The sequence below is a fragment of the Geodermatophilus sp. SYSU D00663 genome (assembly GCF_054050655.1).
The window spans coordinates 67230-83148 of record NZ_JBJGZT010000012.1; the positions used below are offsets into that span (position 1 = coordinate 67230).

11 protein-coding genes and 1 tRNA gene are annotated in these 15919 nt (G+C 75.8%); 4 read left to right on the top strand and 8 right to left on the bottom strand.

The features are described from left to right. The first annotated feature begins 177 nt into the window (after positions 1 to 177). The 3 genes from ACI79Z_RS11345 to ACI79Z_RS11355 all read left to right on the top strand — a co-directional run bounded on the left by ACI79Z_RS11345 (position 178) and on the right by ACI79Z_RS11355 (position 1235). Positions 178 to 603, top strand: a complete 426-nt coding sequence (locus ACI79Z_RS11345) for a DUF3052 domain-containing protein (RefSeq protein WP_387984824.1) — start codon at positions 178 to 180, stop codon at positions 601 to 603. Positions 604 to 652: 49 nt separating this feature from the next. Continuing rightward, positions 653 to 1114 (top strand): peroxiredoxin, encoded by a 462-nt coding sequence (locus ACI79Z_RS11350; RefSeq protein WP_456902684.1) that lies wholly within the window; start codon positions 653 to 655, stop codon positions 1112 to 1114. Between the two features lie 49 nt (positions 1115 to 1163). After that, a tRNA-Val gene (locus ACI79Z_RS11355) sits at positions 1164 to 1235 on the top strand. A gap of 193 nt (positions 1236 to 1428) precedes the next feature. Here the strand turns inward: ACI79Z_RS11355 and ACI79Z_RS11360 are convergent. After that, a complete protein-coding gene (locus ACI79Z_RS11360) occupies positions 1429 to 2229 on the bottom strand; it encodes an esterase/lipase family protein (RefSeq protein WP_456902685.1) in 801 nt (266 codons plus the stop codon). A gap of 224 nt (positions 2230 to 2453) precedes the next feature. On the opposite strand from ACI79Z_RS11360, the gene ACI79Z_RS11365 reads away from it, so the two are divergent. After that, positions 2454 to 3362: an alpha/beta fold hydrolase gene (locus ACI79Z_RS11365; RefSeq protein WP_456902686.1), complete on the top strand. Its 909-nt coding sequence runs from the start codon at positions 2454 to 2456 to the stop codon at positions 3360 to 3362. On the opposite strand, the gene ACI79Z_RS11370 is transcribed toward ACI79Z_RS11365, so the two are convergent. From ACI79Z_RS11370 to ACI79Z_RS11400, 7 genes are all read right to left on the bottom strand, one after another. Then, the gene (locus ACI79Z_RS11370; RefSeq protein WP_456902687.1) at positions 3337 to 4869 is read right to left on the bottom strand and encodes a long-chain-fatty-acid--CoA ligase; all 1533 of its coding nucleotides are present in this window, start codon (positions 4867 to 4869) and stop codon (positions 3337 to 3339) included. The genes ACI79Z_RS11365 and ACI79Z_RS11370 overlap by 26 nt on opposite strands. A gap of 60 nt (positions 4870 to 4929) precedes the next feature. Continuing rightward, on the bottom strand, positions 4930 to 7884 hold the full coding sequence (locus ACI79Z_RS11375) for a wax ester/triacylglycerol synthase family O-acyltransferase (protein ID WP_456902688.1): 2955 nt from the start codon (positions 7882 to 7884) through the stop codon (positions 4930 to 4932). Next, positions 7881 to 10121 (bottom strand): lysophospholipid acyltransferase family protein, encoded by a 2241-nt coding sequence (locus ACI79Z_RS11380; RefSeq protein ID WP_456902689.1) that lies wholly within the window; start codon positions 10119 to 10121, stop codon positions 7881 to 7883. Before ACI79Z_RS11380 ends, ACI79Z_RS11375 begins: the two co-directional genes overlap by 4 nt. Positions 10122 to 10247: 126 nt before the next feature. After that, the gene (locus ACI79Z_RS11385) at positions 10248 to 11255 is read right to left on the bottom strand and encodes an NAD-dependent epimerase/dehydratase family protein (RefSeq protein ID WP_456902690.1); all 1008 of its coding nucleotides are present in this window, start codon (positions 11253 to 11255) and stop codon (positions 10248 to 10250) included. Positions 11256 to 11314: 59 nt separating this feature from the next. Then, complete coding sequence (locus ACI79Z_RS11390) at positions 11315 to 12721, bottom strand: WS/DGAT/MGAT family O-acyltransferase (RefSeq protein WP_456902691.1); 1407 nt, start codon at positions 12719 to 12721, stop codon at positions 11315 to 11317. 105 nt (positions 12722 to 12826) lie between these two features. Beyond that, positions 12827 to 13720, bottom strand: a complete 894-nt coding sequence (locus ACI79Z_RS11395) for an alpha/beta fold hydrolase (RefSeq protein ID WP_456902692.1) — start codon at positions 13718 to 13720, stop codon at positions 12827 to 12829. Positions 13721 to 13907: 187 nt separating this feature from the next. Next, a complete protein-coding gene (locus tag ACI79Z_RS11400) occupies positions 13908 to 15860 on the bottom strand; it encodes an FUSC family protein (protein WP_456902693.1) in 1953 nt (650 codons plus the stop codon). Positions 15861 to 15919 lie beyond the last annotated feature (59 nt).

Sequence of the window (15919 nt, forward strand, 5' to 3'; positions counted from 1 at the left end):
CGCCGTCGGCACCCGCGCGTCCGGGCACGAGAGGGGTGACATGACCAGGCAGCGGGTGTCCTCCCCGCCGGTCGTGTCCGCCGTCGGCCCCCGTCCACCCCACGCGCCCGTCAGCCGGCGCTCCGTGCCCGCCGGTGCCCCACCGGCGGTTCGTGATCTCTCGGAGGAACAGCAGGGATGAGCGTCGACTCGGGCAGCGCCGGCATGGCGGCCCGGCTGGGCATCAAGCCGGGCATGGTCGTGCAGGAGCTCGGCTGGGACGAGGACGCCGACGAGGACCTGCGCGACTCCATCGTCGAGGTCTCCGGCAGCGAGATGGTCGACGAGGACACCGACGAGGTCGCCGACGTCGTCGTCCTGTGGTGGCGCGAGGACGACGGCGACCTGTTCGACGCCCTCACCGACGCGCTCACCTCGCTCGCCGACGAGGGCGTCGTGTGGCTGCTGGTGCCCAAGTCCGGGCGGCCGGGCCACGTCGAGCCGGGCGACGTCACCGAGGTGGCGCCCACCGCCGGGCTCGCGCAGACCAGCAGCATCTCGGCCGCCAAGGACTGGTCGGGCATCCGCCTGGTCACCCCGAAGGCCGCCCGCAGCAGACGGTGACGCCGTCCCGCCGCGGGGGCGCTCGCGCCCGTGCGGCACGATCGGGCGCATGAGCCTCTCCGTCGGTGACGTCGCGCCCGAGTTCAGCCTCCCCGACCAGGACCGCCAGGTCGTCTCGCTCGCCGAGCTGCGCGGGACGCCGGTCCTCGTCGTCTTCTACCCGTTCGCCTTCTCCGGCATCTGCACCGGCGAGCTGTGCCAGCTCCGTGACGAGCTGACCACCTACACCGACGCCGGCGTGAAGGTCCTGGCGATCAGCACCGACCCGGTGTTCAGCCTCAAGGCGTTCAAGGCGCAGGAGGGCCTGGACTTCCCGCTGCTGTCGGACTTCTGGCCGCACGGCGCCACGGCGAAGGCCTACGGCGTGTTCAACGAGAAGGCGGGCATGGCCCTGCGCGGCACCTTCCTCGTCGACGCCGAGGGGAAGATCGCCTTCGCCGAGGTCAACCAGCCCGGCGACGCGCGCGAGCAGTCCGGCTGGAAGGACGCCGTCGCGGACATCGCGGCCTGAGGCCCGGGTCCGGGACCCACCGCCCGGGGGCACCTACCCTGGGCGGGCGGGGCGCGTAGCTCAGCGGGAGAGCTCTCGCCTTACAAGCGAGCGGTCGCCGGTTCGATCCCGGCCGCGCCCACCTCCGCGCCGTCCGCCGTCCGGCGCATCCCGTCGCCGAGTGGTCGGCTGCCGGGGTCACGGGGGCCGGGAGACCCCGGCACCTGACCGGTCGCGGTCGGCGACGACGCCCGTCGTCGACCTGCGGCCGTCCCAGGCGTGTGGGGACAGCCGCAGGCCGACGAGCGGCGGTGTCGGGGTGCGGCGCAGCCGCGTCAGGCCGCGGCGGCCGGGCGCAGCGGGACCTCGGGGACGTCGGGGCGCGGGAAGGCCGGGCGCAGGGCCAGCGGCGGGCGGAACGGCCGCCAGGTGCCCTCCCGCTGCGCGAGCCGGTCGGCGACGGCGTAGAGGACCGCCGGGTTGTGGCCCATGCCGAGGTGGCTCGCGTACACGGCGACGTTCTCGGCGTGCGGCGAGAGCCGGTCCAGGCACGCCTTCCAGGCGACGATGCCGTCCTGGTGCGAGTAGATCGACGTCGACGGCACCGCCAGCGGCGTCGCCTCGCTCTCCAGCGGCAGCGTCCGCTTCTCCACGTGCAGGTGCGAGTAGCGCTCGAACACCTTGTGCGCGCGGGTCTGGCTGTCGCGCTGCAGACCGAACGGGCTGCCCAGGGTGATCACCTGGCGTACCGCGTCCGGGGTCTTGCGGGCGAGGTCGCGGGCGAAGATGCCGCCCAGGCTCTGGCCGATGAGGCTGACCGGCCGGCCGTAGCGGTCGCTGAGGTCCTCGATGCGGCGGCTCATGCCCTCCACGCACTCCTGCGTCGGGCCGATGTTGCGCCCGAGCCGCCAGCCGTGGACGCGGTAGCCCAGCCGCCGCAGGTTGCGGCGCAGCGTCGCCGTCGACATGTCGTCGGCCATGAGGCCGGGCAGCACCAGGACGGGGTGGCCGTCGCCGGTCGGTAGGCGCGGCATCAGCGGACGGGCCGCCAGGTAGAGGCCGTAGTCGGCCATCGCGCGGCTCACCTCGGTCAGGTACAGCGGCAGACCGGGCCCGTCGTTGGGCTGTCGCGACACGTCGTCCTCCTCGCCGGCGGTCCACACCGCCTCGCCCGGGCCGGTACCCACCATGGAGGACCGGTCACACCTGACTGCGACGACTCGCTGTGTCCAGTGTGGCCCTGATCACACGCGTCGCACGGGTCCCAGGCGTCCGGCCAGGGCACTTTCCCGTGTCGGAATCACTGGCGGAGGGTGCCCCGGGGCGCCGTCGGCACGCGCACCAGAGGGGGACCGTCGGGGTGGACGAGGCACCGGGGACGAGCAGGACCGTCGACCTGGGCGGCCCGGTGCACGTCGTGGACTACGGCGGTACCGACGACGGCCCGGCGGTCGTGCTGGTGCACGGGCTGGGCGGGTCGCACGGCAACTGGGACCTGCTCGCGCCGCTGCTGACGCCGTCGGCCCGGGTGTGGGCGCTGGACCTGCCCGGCTTCGGCCGCAGCGAGCCGGGGGAGCGCCGCGCCACCGTGCCGGCCAACGTCGCGGTCCTGCAGCGCTTCCTGCGCGAGGTCGTGGGCGAGCCAGCGGTGCTGGTCGGCAACTCGATGGGCGGGATGGTCTCGCTGTTCACCGCCGCGGCCGCTCCGGACGCGGTGCGGGGCCTGGTGCTGCTCGACCCCGCGCTGCCCGGCGGCCGGCGGCGGCTGGACCCGCTCGTGGCGGGCACCTTCGCCCTGTACGCCCTGCCCGGCCTGGGGGAGCGGTTCCTCGCGCTGCGGCGGGCCCGCTCGACGCCGCTGACCCGGGTGCGGTCGATGCTGCAGCTGGTCGGCGTCGACCCCGACGAGCTGCCCGCCCCCGTCATCGACCGCGCCGTCACGCTGCTCGAGCAGCGCGAGGACGTCGCCGGGATGGACCGTGCCTTCCTCACCGCGGCCCGCTCGCTGCTGGGGATCCTGGCCGACCCGCGCCGCTACCGGTCGGCCATGGCCCGGGTGGCCGCTCCGGTGCTGCTGGTGCACGGCGACCGCGACCGGCTGGTGCCCGTCGACGCCGGGCGCGAGGTGGCGCGGGCGCACCCCGGCTGGCGGTACGAGGAGCTGGCCGGGGTCGGGCACGTGCCGCAGCTGCAGGTGCCCGACCGCCTGGCCGGCCTGGTGCTCTCCTGGATCGGCGAGACCGTCAGCGGCCCCGCAGTTCGGTCTTGAGGACCTTGCCGCTCGGTCCCTTGGGCAGCTCGTCGATGACGACCACCTCCCGCGGGTACTTGTAGGCGGCCAGCCGCTCCTTGCAGAACGCGATCACCTCGTCCGGCTCGGCCGAGGCGCCCGGGCGCAGGCTCACGAAGGCCACGACCTCCTCGCCGAGCCGCTCGTCGGGCCGGCCGACGACGGCGGCCTCCATGACCGCCGGGTGGGCGTGCAGGACCTCCTCGATCTCGCGCGGGTAGACGTTGAACCCGCCGCGGATGACCAGGTCCTTCTTCCGGTCGACGATGAAGAAGAACCCGTCCTCGTCCGCGTAGCCGAGGTCGCCGGTGTGGAACCAGCCACCACGCACGGCCTCGGCGGTGGCCTCCGGGCGCCCGAGGTAGCCCTTCATGACGTTGTGCCCGCGCAGCACGATCTCGCCGACGTTGTCCGGCCCGGGCGGCAGCGGCCGGTCCTCGCCGTCGACGACGCGGACCTCGCAGCCCCACAGGCGCTTGCCGATCGAGGTGACCCGCCGCTCCTCGGCGCTGCGGTTGAACGTCGCCAGCGCGCAGGTCTCCGACAGCCCGTAGCCCTCGAGGATGGTCGCCCCGCCGTAGGCCGTCTCGAAGCCCTTGATGACCTCGCCGGGGATCGACGCGCCACCGGAGACGCACACCCGCAGCCGGGACACGTCGCGGCCGGTGAGGTCGGCGTGCATGAGCGCCACGAACATGGTGGGGACGCCGCAGAACACCGTGACCCGGTGCTCCTCCATCGCGTCGAGCACGGCGCCGACGTCGAAGCGGGGGACAAGGGACAGCGTCGCGCCGGCGCGGATCGCGCAGTTCATGACGCTGGACAGGCCGAAGACGTGGAACAGCGGCAGCACCGCCATGCCGACGTCGTCGTCCCGGTACTGGAAGGTCTCCGCGGCCACCGACGCCGCCATGTACATCTGGAAGTGGGTGAGCTCGGCGCCCTTGGGGCGGCCGGTGGTCCCGCTGGTGTAGATGATCGTGGCGGTGTCGTCCGGGGACATCTGCTCGACGTCGGCCGGGTCGGCGCCGGCACCGGCGGCGACCACCGCGTCGAACGGGGTGGTGTCCGGCGGCGCCTCCGGGCCGCCCGGCGCGGAGACCACGTACACCCGGACGCCGCCGGCCTCGGCCGCGCCCTTGACCGCCTCCTCGGCGAACGCGTCGAAGGTGACGAGCACCTTCGCGCCGCTGTCGGAGAGGTGGTAGCTCACCTCGGGTGCCTTGAGCAGCGGGTTGAGCGGCACGACCGTCATCCCGGCCCGCAGCGCGCCGAAGTAGGCGATCACGAACTGCGGCACGTTGGGCAGCTGCAGCGCGACGCTGTCGCCGCGCTGCAGCCCGGCCTCCCGGAGCCCGGCCGCCACCTGGGCCGACAGCTGGTCGACCTGGCCGTAGGTGAGCGTGAGCGGGCCCAGCTGCAGCATCGGCTTGTCGGGGTGGGCGGAGGTGGACTCCCGCAGGATCGTCGCGAGGTTGAAGGTCATGGCCGCTCCCTGGGCTGTGACGCGGGTTACAACCCGGTGCAGTACCGCGGGAGCCCCCGCTCACACCTGCCCGAGCGCCACCACCTCGTCCAGCCCGGCCTGGAGGTCGGCCACCAGGCCCGCCGGGTCGGTGACCGCGGCGCTGTCCAGGTTGACGCCGATGCAGCAGGTGTCCTCGTGCGAGAGCAGCGTGACCATCGCCGCGGTGCCCGGCAGCGGCCCGAACGGGTACATCCGCAGGATCCGCGAGCCGGCGATGTACACCGGGTGCGCCACGCCGGGCATGTTGCTCACCTGGACGTCGTTGGCGCTGGTCAGCCGCCCGGAGACCGCGCCCACGACCGGCGCGGGGAGCCAGTGCAGCGCCGGGCCGAGCAGGTCGTCGGTGACGCCGCCGGCGCTGGTCTCCCGCGCCGAGAGGACGAACTGGCGGATGGTGGCGATCCGCGCGGCCGGGTCGGCCTCGGCCAGCGACGCGGTGAACCGGGCGCCGGTGAACCGGTTGCCGCCCTGGGCGTCGTCGCGGGCGCGCAGGCTGATCGGGATCCCGACGGTCATCGTGGCCAGCGGGGCGCCGGTGCGCTGGTGGTAGCGGCGGAAGCCGCCGACCACCGCGGCGAGGAAGCCGTCGTTGAGGCTCCCGCCGGCCGCCTTCGCGCCCCGCTTGAGGTCGGCGAGCGGCACCTCGAGCACCTCGAACCGCCAGTCGCCGCCGCGGGCGGCGAGCGCGGGGGAGCTGCCGCGCGGCGGCGCGAGGGTCTTCGTCGCCGCGCGGGCGGCGTCGAGCGCCTGCGCCGCCACCTCCCGCGGGTGGCGCAGGGTGCCCAGCGCCTCCACGCCGCGGCGCAGCGCGGCCAGGGGCACCGACCGCGCCGTCCCGACCAGCTGCTCGGTCAGCGCACCGACGCGGGAGACCTCGCCGGGCACCGGGGCCGGCGGCTCGGGGCGGGCGGGGTCGCGGTCGGGGCTGCGGCGGTGCAGCAGGCCCATGAGCTGGACGGCGCCCAGCCCGTCGGTGGTGCTGTGGTGGGTCTTCACGACGTAGGCGGCGCGGCCCTCGGCCAGGCCCTCGACCAGCAGCACCTCCCACAGCGGCCGGTCGCGGTCCAGCGGCGCGGAGGCGAACTCCCCGACGACGTCGAGCAGCTGCCGCGTCGAGCCCGGCTCCTCCAGCCGCACCCGGCGCACGTGCCGGCCGAGGTCGAGGTCGTCCACGGTCGCCCAGCGGGGCGCGCCGACGCCCAGCGCGGGCTCGACCACCTTCTGGCGCATCCGCGGCACCATGCGCGAGGCCCACTCGTGCGCGCCGAGGAAGCGGTCCCAGTCCGGCGCGGTCTCGAGCACCTCGAGCAGCGTGACGTTGGCGCGCAGCCGCGGGTCGGCCGCCTCGGCGCGCCACATCGCCGTCTCGATGGGGTTCATCTCCGGCGAGGTGCCCCAGTCCAGCGGCGCGGCCGGGACCGCGGGAGCGGGCGCGCCGTCCTCGGCGGTGGGCGACTCGGCCACCACCGGCCGCCGGGTGCGCCCGGACCAGTTGGCCAGCGTGGCCAGGAAGGAGTCGCGCACCTCGGTCACGTGCCGGTCGAGGTCCTCGACCGTCCAGTCGCTCGTGTCGACCGGGGGCAGCACCCGCACCTGCACGGTGCCGGGGGAGACCGTCGTCGCGCCGCGCCACATGAGTTCGCCGGCGTTGCGGATGACCACCGGGACGATCGGCACGCCGGCCTGCATCGCGACGTGGAAGGCGCCCTTCTTGAACGGGCCCAGTGTCGGGGTGGCCGAGCGGGTGCCCTCGGGGGCGACGACCAGCGAGATGCCCTCCTTGAGCCGCTGCACGGCCGGTTCCAGCGCGCGGCGGGCCTGGGCGGGGTCGCCGCGGTCGACGAAGGCGACGTCGGCCAGCCGGAACGCCAGCCCGAAGCCCGGCGTCCGCGCCAGCTCCTTCTTGGCCACGCCGGTGAAGCCACCGCGCAGCAGCTTCGCGAGGATGAGGACGTCGAGCTGGCTCTGGTGGTTGAACAGGAAGACCGCGGGCCGGGTGGCCAGGTGCTCGGCGCCCTGGACGTCGAGCCGGACGCCGGCCAGCGCGCTGCCGAGTTCACCCGCGAGGGTGAGGCCGAGGTCGACCGCCTCCCGCCGCGAGCCGCCCAGCGCGCCGACCGCCAGGCCCGTGGCGAAGCCGCCGAACATGCCCCCGACGCCGGCCAGCGTCCGGGCGACGTCGGCCGGGGAGGTGCTCCCGCGGCGCTTGAAGCGGGCGACCGGCCACGAGTAGTGCCGGGCCGCGGCGGTCAGCCCCTTGCCCGGGTTGAGCGCGCGGGCGCGGCCGACGGTGCGCAGGAAGGGGACGTCCTCGTCGCCGTTGGAGTAGGCGTAGCTCTGCAGCAGGTCGATGCCGTGCTCCTCGGCGAACGCGCGCACGGCCGCGGCCTTGCCCGCCCGCCACAGCAGCGGGCCGCCCGGGCGGCCGGTGCAGACGCCGTCGACGATCTCGACGGGGGAGACCAGCACGTGCTCCACGCCCATCGCGCGGGCGGCCGGCTCCACCTGGAACCGGGTCGCCGACGAGGCCAGGACCACCGTGTGCCCTGCCTGCAGGTGGGCGGTGACCAGGCGCCAGGCCTCGGGGTACAGCGAGCCCGCGATGCCCTGGACGAACAGCCGCTCGCCGAGCTCGGCCAGCTCGTCCTCGCTGCGGCCGGCCCAGGCGCGCATGCCGGCGACGGTGAACCGCGCGAAGTCCTCCTCGGTGGTGACCCCGCGCAGACCGGTGAGCAGCAGCTGGCCGAGGTCGGTCGGGGTGACGTGCAGCGAGCGCAGGTGGTGGCGGGCGAAGGCGGCCAGCGAGTAGCCGTCGATCACCGTCCCGTCGAAGTCGAAGAACGCCCCGACCCGCGGACCGGGCGGCGCCGCCTCGACGTCGGCGATCAGCTGGTCCTCGGTCCAGACGTTGCTCCGGGCCATGGCGGCCGCCTGCTCGCGCAGCCCGCCCCCCGTCGACGTCTCGGCCGTCACGGTTCCACCCCCACGCTCTCCCGCCGCGCCGCGGCGTCCAACTCGTCGATCACCACTACTCGGCCGACGACGTCCCGGACTTGAGCGGCCCACTCCTGCCGCCGGCGGGCCAGGTCGTCCCGGCCGGGGTCGACCAGGTCCAGGTTGGCGGCCAGCCGCAGCGCCCCGGCGAACAGCTCGCGGGACAGCGACTCGGGCCCGTGCAGCCGGCCCTGCAGCAGCATCTGCTGGCCCACGCCGGAGCACTCGGCGAGGAACTCCGGCTCGGTGACCGGCGTCCGCGGGTCGCGGGCGGCCAGCCGCTCGGCGACGACGAGCTGCGCGTCGACGAAGGACCGCAGCACCCGGTGGGCCACCAGCAGGTCGGCGCGGCAGAGGACGTCGCGGCCGTCGGCGGTCTCCCACCCCGGGTCCAGCCGCTCGAGCTCGCCGGCCAGCCGGTCGCGGTAGGCGTCGCGCTCGGGGAAGAAGAACTCGAACTTGAGCTGGTCGCGCAGCCGGTAGGCCTCGTCCCAGCGGTCGGCCGGGTCGCGCAGCATCACCAGCTCGGCGATCGCCCGGTCCACGAAGTGGTGGATCGCGTTGTTGCGGTAGAAGGCGGCGACCAGGTGCTGCCCGCGTCCGATCGCGTAGACCGGCTCCTCGCCGCCCTCGTAGGCGGTCACCACGCCCTGCCCGGCCAGCGCGCCGAGCACCCGCCGCACGCCGCGCGGCGTCTGCAGGGCGGCGCCGGAGTGCGGCAGGTCCCGCTCGGTGAGGTAGCGCAGCAGCGGCTCGAGCACCCGCTGCACCTGCGCCAGCGTCAGCGCCCGGTCCCGCACGCCGAGCAGGGCGAGGGTGACCAGCGCCGTCGCCGTCGCCGGGGTGACGTCGTTGATGCCGACGGCGACCTGGAAGGCCACCTTCTGCAGGCTCAGCCGGCGGGAGCCGGGGTCGGCCGGGTCGGCGCCGCGCAGCGCCGCGGCCAGCGACAGCGGCTCCGCGAAGCCGACGTGCACCGTGCCCAGCGGCGTGCGCACCTGCTCGCGGATGTAGGACGCCATCCACGACAGGCCCTCGCCGCGCTTGGCGGCGCCGCCCTGCTCGGCGGCCATCCCCGACACCTCGCGGAGCTGGTCGTAGGTGATGGACACCGGGACGAGGTAGACGTCCTCCACCCGCTTGCGCTCCACGGCGTCGGCGACGAAGCCGAGCAGCCCGTGCCGCGGGGGACGCAGCTTGCCGGTGCGGGAGCGGCCGCCCTCCATGTACCACTCGAGGTTGAACCGCTTGGCCAGCAGGAACGCCAGGTACTCGCGGACGGCGGTCTTGTAGACCTGGTCGTCGCCGAAGCTGCGCCGGATGAAGATCAGCCCGGCCCGCTTGGCGATCGACCCGACCGGCCAGAACCGCAGGTTCTCCCCGCCGAGCACGTGGTTGCGCGGGAAGTCGTGCTGCGCCAGCACGTCGGCGAGGACCAGCGGGTCGACGTAGGAGCGGTGGCTGGGCAGGAACACCAGCGGGTGCGTCCGGTTGAGCTCGCGCAGGTCGGTGAGCCGCGCGGTGTCGGCCTGCACGTCCCAGGCGCGGGCGTGCACCGGCCGCAGCAGCCCGGTGAACACCTCGACGGCGGCCGGGTCCATCGCCGCGACGAGCTCGTCGAGGTCGGCGGCGGCCTCGGCGGCCACCTCCTCCTCGGGCCGCTCCAGCCGCTCGGCCAGCGCGGCGACCTCCGCGCGCCACTCGGGGCTGTGCCGGATCGCCTCGGCGACGTGCCGGGGCACCTTGGCCCGGTCGCCGACCACCTGCCGCTCGGCCCGGTCCAGCGCCAGCGCCGCCTGGTGCGCGACGAACGCGGCGAGGCTGCCGGTGCCGTCCCACCGCCCGGTCAGCTCGCCCACGGTGGCGGGCTCGGCGACGACGACCCGCGCCCGGTCCGGGTCGCGGCGCACCGCGGCCGCCTGCAGCGGGGCCGGCGGGCGGCGCAGCAGCGAGGGGCGGGCCGCCGACCACCGCCCGCGCCGGCCGGGCCCGCGGCGGGTCACCTCGGCGCCGCCGAGCGGCGTCCACGCCACCCGGGTCGCGGTCACCACGGTGGCGGGGTCGGCGTCGGCCAGCGGCCCGGCCAGCGCCGCGCCGCTCAGCGGCAGGACCGTCCCGCCCGGGGGCAGCGCCTCGGTCACCATCCGCCGCTCGACCTCGCTCGCGGCGTCGACCAGCACGATGCGGGGGACGTCGTCGTCCGCTCCGGGGGTCATGCGCACTCCTTCCTCGGGGCTCGTCGCGGCGCGCCGGCGCCGGGTCCAACGGGCGGGCGCCCCGCCGGTGACGGGGCCGGCGCCGGCGGAGGCGCCGATCCTGCTCCCGCGCGGCGCGGGCCGGTCTCAGCCCCGGTCGAGGGTGGCGCGCAGCGCCTCCAGGCCCGTGTACCGCGGCTGCCAGCCCAGTTCCCGCTTCGCCTTGGTGGTGTCCATGATCGCCGGGTGGCTGGCCGCCTCCACCCACTCGACGGCCGGCGGCAGGAACGGCAGCCGGGACACCGCGCGGGCCGCGAACTGCGCCGGCGCGGCCGGCAGCGGCAGCGGCAGGGCGCCGTACTCGCGGGCGACGTCGGCGGCGGTCACGACACCGTCGCCGGCGATGTTGTAGGCCCCGGGCGGGCCGGCGGCGACGACGCACTGCAGCAGCGCGGAGCCGACGTCGTCCTCGTGGACGAACTGCAGCGGCAGCGCCGGCACCGCGACCGGGACCGGGACCGGCAGCCGCCGGGTGCTCTGCTCGGCCAGCCACCGTCCCAGCGGGGCGAGCGGGCCGGGCAGCAGGTCCTTGGCGCCGACGGTGTGCGGACCGAGCACCACCGGCGGGCGCAGCAGGTACAGGCCGAGCTCCGGGTGGTCCTGCGCCTCCTGCTGCAGCAGCTGCTCGAGCTCGGCCTTCTCCTGCGCGTAGAACAGCCGGGACGCCGGGCGCACCGGCCAGTCCTCGGTCATGCCCACCGGGTTGTCCCGGTGGAAGCCGTACGCGGCGAGCGAGGAGGCGTAGACGAACCGGCGCGCACCGGCGGCGGCCGCGGCCCGGAACGCGTTGAGCGTGCCGTCGACGTTGATCGCCCGCGTGGTCTGCCGCGAGGCGTTGCCGGTGATGAGGAACGCCAGGTGCACGACGACGTCGGCGCCGGCGAACGCCTCCTTCAGGGCGTCGGCGTCGCGCACGTCGCCCCGGCGGTACTCCATCTTCGTCCAGCCGCGGGCCGCCGGGTCGAAGGGGCGGCGGGCGATGCCGACCACCCGGCGGACCCGGTCGTCGGCCTGCAGCAGCGGGACCAGGCCCTCCCCGAAGGTGCCGGTGGGGCCCGTGACGGCGACGGTCAGATCGGTCTCGGAAACGGTCACGACGGCGCGCTACCCGGCGTCGCCGGGCGTGAACCGGGTCACGCCCGGCGACCGCCGGGTCACGGCGTGGCCGCGGCCGGCTGCCGCTCCGCGGCGAGCCCGACCAGCTCGGCGATGCCGCGGCAGATGCCCTCGGAGAGCACGTCGACGTCGGGGAAGGCGTCGAAGTCGGCGTTGATGCCGAAGGTCATCGAGTTGAGGTAGCTGAAGATCCCGATGGAGATCCGGGTGCCGCCGGCGATCGGCACGTAGGGGTGGGCGGACACCATGCGCTTGCCGAGCACGTACAGCGGCACCCGCGGGCCGGGCACGTTCGTCGTCACCGCCTGGCACCACACCTGGCCGGTCTGCATGGCCGCCCGGACCCCGAGCGCCAGCAGCGTCGGCGCGACGTAGTCGCCCATCCCGATGATCGAGCGGGCGTCGACGGCCTGCATCGTCCGCTTGTACTCGTCCATCTGCTGCTTGATCGCGGCCAGCCGGGCCCGCGGGTCGGCCTCACCGACCGGCAGGTCGACGAAGACGGCGGTCACCCGGTTGTCCAGCGAGCCGCGCTCGCCCTCCTTGCGCACCGAGATCGGCACCATCGTGCGGACGACCGTGTCGCCGCCGAGCGCCCCGCGGCCCTTGAGCAGGTCGCGGAAGCCGCGGGTGATGGCGGTGAGGACGACGTCGTTGACCGTGCCGCCCAGCGCGCTGCGGGCGGTGCGCAGGTCCTCGAACTCGGCGTCGGCCCACGCCCAGCGCCGGTGCGGGCCGATCGGGCCGGTGAGCGTGCGGGCCATGGGGGTCAGCGCCTGGCGGGCCAGCTGCGGGACCGACGACACCGCCGCCTTCGCGCTGTTGACCAGCCCCCTCGCGCCGTTGCTGACGGCCTCGGGGCCGTGGACGAGCTGGCGCAGGGGAGCGGTGACGGTCTCGGTCAGCGCGCCGGCGACCATCTCGACGCCCGAGGGGCTGCGCTGCGGCGACCAGTCGCGCGGCGCCTTGTGCTCCGCGTTCGGGTCGAGGTCGAACATCACCTGCATCAGGTCGGTGCCGGCGATGCCGTCGACCATGCAGTGGTGGACCTTGGAGATGATCGCCCAGCGGTCGTCCTCCAGGCCCTCGACCAGCCACACCTCCCACAGCGGCTTGGCCATGTCCAGGCGCTGGCCGAGCACCCGGCCGGCGAGGTTGCGCAGCTGCTCCTCACCGCCGGGCTTGGGCACCGCGGTGTGCCGCACGTGGTAGAGGATCTGGAAGTGCGGGTCGTCGACCCACAGCGGGCGGCCCAGGTTGAAGGGCACCTCCCGCACCCGCTGCCGGTAGCGCGGCACCAGCGGCAGCTTGCTCAGCAGCAGGCGCACCAGGTCGCCGTAGGACGGCGCCGGTCCCTCGAAGACCGCCACCGAGCCCACGTGCAGCGGTGCGTTCTCGGTCTCCGCGTAGTAGAAGCCGGCATCGGTCGCGCTCAGGCGGTCCACGGTCGCTCCCCAACTCGTCGAGACGGTGTCGGCCGGTCCCGTATCCAGCGACCCGGCCGTCGGAACACGGTCGTGTGGTGCCGGACACGGTAGGCAGGTCCGCGGTCAGCCTGCCTGCCGGACGCTGCCGGGGCCAGCCGCTGCCACCCGGTCGAGCAGGTCGGTGAGGGCGCGGTCGACGACGGCGGTGCGGGTGAGGTTGACGCTGTGCCCGGCGCCCGGGACGACGACCAGCTCGGCCCGCTCGCCGATCCCCGCGGCCAGTTGCCGGCCGTGCTCGGCCGGGGTCAGCCGGTCGTACTCGGCGGCGACGACGGTGCACGGGACCCGCCCGAGCACCGGCAGGGACGCGGTCTCGTCGTGGTCGAGGAAGGTGCCGTAGAAGGCCATGGTCACCGTCAGCGGCGTCTCCTCGAGCATCGCCTGCACGACGCGGACGGCCTCGCGCGTGGCGTCGTCGCGGCCGAACAGGTAGCGGCGGGTGAACCGGTGGCCCAGCCGCGTGCCGCGCCGCCGCAGCCGCTCCAGCCCGGGGGCCAGCAGCCGCAGCCACCACAGGTAGAGGCCCAGCAGGTGCAGCGTGCGCATCGCCTTCACCGCGAACCCCAGGGGCCCGCGGGCGACCAGGCCGCCGGCCGAGGTGGCCAGCAGGAACGCGCCGACGACGCGGGTGCCGAACAGCTCGGGCCGCTGCCGGGCGAACGCCATGATCGTCATGCCGCCCATCGAGTGCCCGGCGAGCACCACCGGCCGGCCCGCGGGGACGACGGCGTCGAGCACCTGGCCGAGGTCGCGGGCGGTGCGGTCGATGGTCGCTGTCCGCGGGTCGACCCAGCGGGACCGGCCGTGGCCGCGCTGGTCCCACAGCACGACGCGGGCGCGGTCGCGGATCGCCTCGACCTGCAGCTGGAACTCGCCGAGGCGGGCGGTGAAGCCGTGGCAGAAGACCACGGTGACCGGGGCGTCCTCGGGTCCGTCGAACTCCACGTGCAGGTCCACGCCGTCGTCGGTGCGGACGGTGCGCGAGCCCGGCGGGGGCGGTCCGTCGATCCCCGGGACGACCGGGATGCGGGGCGGGACGGGCGCGGGGCGATGACGGCGGAGTGGCACCCGTCCATGACAGCGCAGCTCGCGGACAGCGGCGACTCAGCCGCCGGGCGCCGCGGTCCCGTGGGGGCGACCGGGCTCAGCTCCCGGGCGCCGCGGTCTCGGGGCGGCGGCCGGGGGCGGCGTCGCGGACCAGCCGGCGGGCGGCGTCGACCTCGCGGGCGACCGGGGCCAGGACGCCGTCGGCGTGGATCTCGGCGTCGTCGGGCACCCGGTGCGTGCGGACGTCGTCCTCCAGCTCGCGCAGCGCCCGCCGCAGCACCGCCACCTGGGACGGGTCGGGCCCGGGCTCCCCGCCGTTGACGGCGATGACCGCCTCGGTGACGGCGTCGGCGGTCCGCTCCAGCTGCACGATGACCGGCCACCAGGCGCCGGCGCGGGTGCTGATCGGCGGCGGCTCGGCCAGCCGGCGCTGCAGCTGGGTGTGCAGCTCGGTGAGCGCCCGGTAGGTCGCGCGACGGGCGCGCCGGCGCGCGACCGGGTCCGCGCCGAACGCGGCGCCGACGAAGGCGTCCAGCGCCAGCGCGGCCGCGCGCAGGGCGTCCTCCAGCGGCGCCCGCCAGGTCTGCGGCCACAGCAGGTAGCCCGCGACCAGCACGATCGCGCAGCCGATGAGGGTGTCCACCAGCCGGGCGCCGACCAGCTCCGGCCCGCCGGGGACGGCGAGGTCGAGCAGCAGGATGATCACCGGCGTCTGGAAGACCGAGAACAGGCCGAAGTTGGCGCCGCGCGCCCACGGCAGCAGCCCGGCGGCGACGGCCATGGCGACCACCACCCACCCGTCGCGGGGCAGCACCGACAGCAGCAGCGAGCCGATGAGGACGCCGAGCAGGGTGCCCGCGCCGCGCTGCACCGCCCGGGTGAACACCGACCCGTAGTCGGGCTTGAGCACGATCGCGACGGTGAGCAGCACCCAGTAGGGCCGCTCGATGGGCAGCAGCTGGCGGGCGACCTCCGCGATGGTCATGCACAGCGTCAGCCGGAGGGCGAACTCGCGGGTGTCGGTGCTGCCGAGCGTGCGGTCGGCGAGGTCGCGCAGCCGGTCCCGCCAGGGCGGCCGGGGCGGGGTGACGGCGGCTCCCGCACGCTCCTCGGGGTCGCCGACGACGGCCCAGGCCAGCCGCACCCCGTGGCGCACCGCGCGGCGGACGGCGGGCCCCTCGTCGAGGGCGGGCGGGCGCTCGTCGGGCAGCTCGCGGCTGCCGGAGACGGCGGCGGCGAGGGCGTGCACCGCCGTCACGTCGTGCGGGTCGGCGTGCACCCCGGTGCGGGCGGCGGCGACCGCGGCCTCCACCAGCGGGGCGGCGGCGTTGAGGACGCCGGCCAGCTCCGACAGCTGCCGGTTGCGCCCGGCGGCGAGGCTGCGGGTGCGGATGACCCGGTCGTAGGCGGCGTTGAGCGCGGTGGTGAGCTCGCGGCGGGCGTCGTCGGTGCCCTCGGTGCCCACGGCGGTGAGCAGCCCGGCGATCCGGGTGAAGACCGCGGCGACGGCGCTGCGGTCGGGGTCGCTGGGCTCGGTCGCAGCCTGCACCAGGGTGGCCAGCGTCGCCCAGGCCGCCCCGGCGGCGAAGAACGCCACCTCGGCCGCCGCGGGCAGCGGCGTCACCAGCCCCGACGCCAGCGCGGTGTAGACCAGCAGCTGCAGGGCGCCCAGCGACATCGCCGAGTTGACCGCGCTGATCACCGCCGCGGCCACCGACAGCACCGCCACGACCACCACCGGCAGCACGCCGCCGCCGCTCGCGAACTGCCCGGCGACCAGGCCGACCGCGCCGAGGCCGACCGCGGCGGCGGTGCGGCGCAGCCGGTCGCGCAGCGGGCCGCCCTGCGGGGCGAGGGTGGCCGCGAGCGCCCCGGTGGTGGCGAAGACGCCGGCGCCGAGCGCCGTCCGCCCGCCGACGGCGAGGGCCACGGCCAGCGGCGCGGGCACGACGACGGCGAACCGGACGACGTCGCGCCACGGCACGGGTGGGGGAGTGGTGCGGAGCAGTTCCTCGAGCCACGCGGGTGCGCGCAGCGACCTGTCCGCCACGGTCTGGAGCCTGCCACCCGCGGCCGCCGGAGGCGGGACGGCGCTCGGCTAGCGTCGGC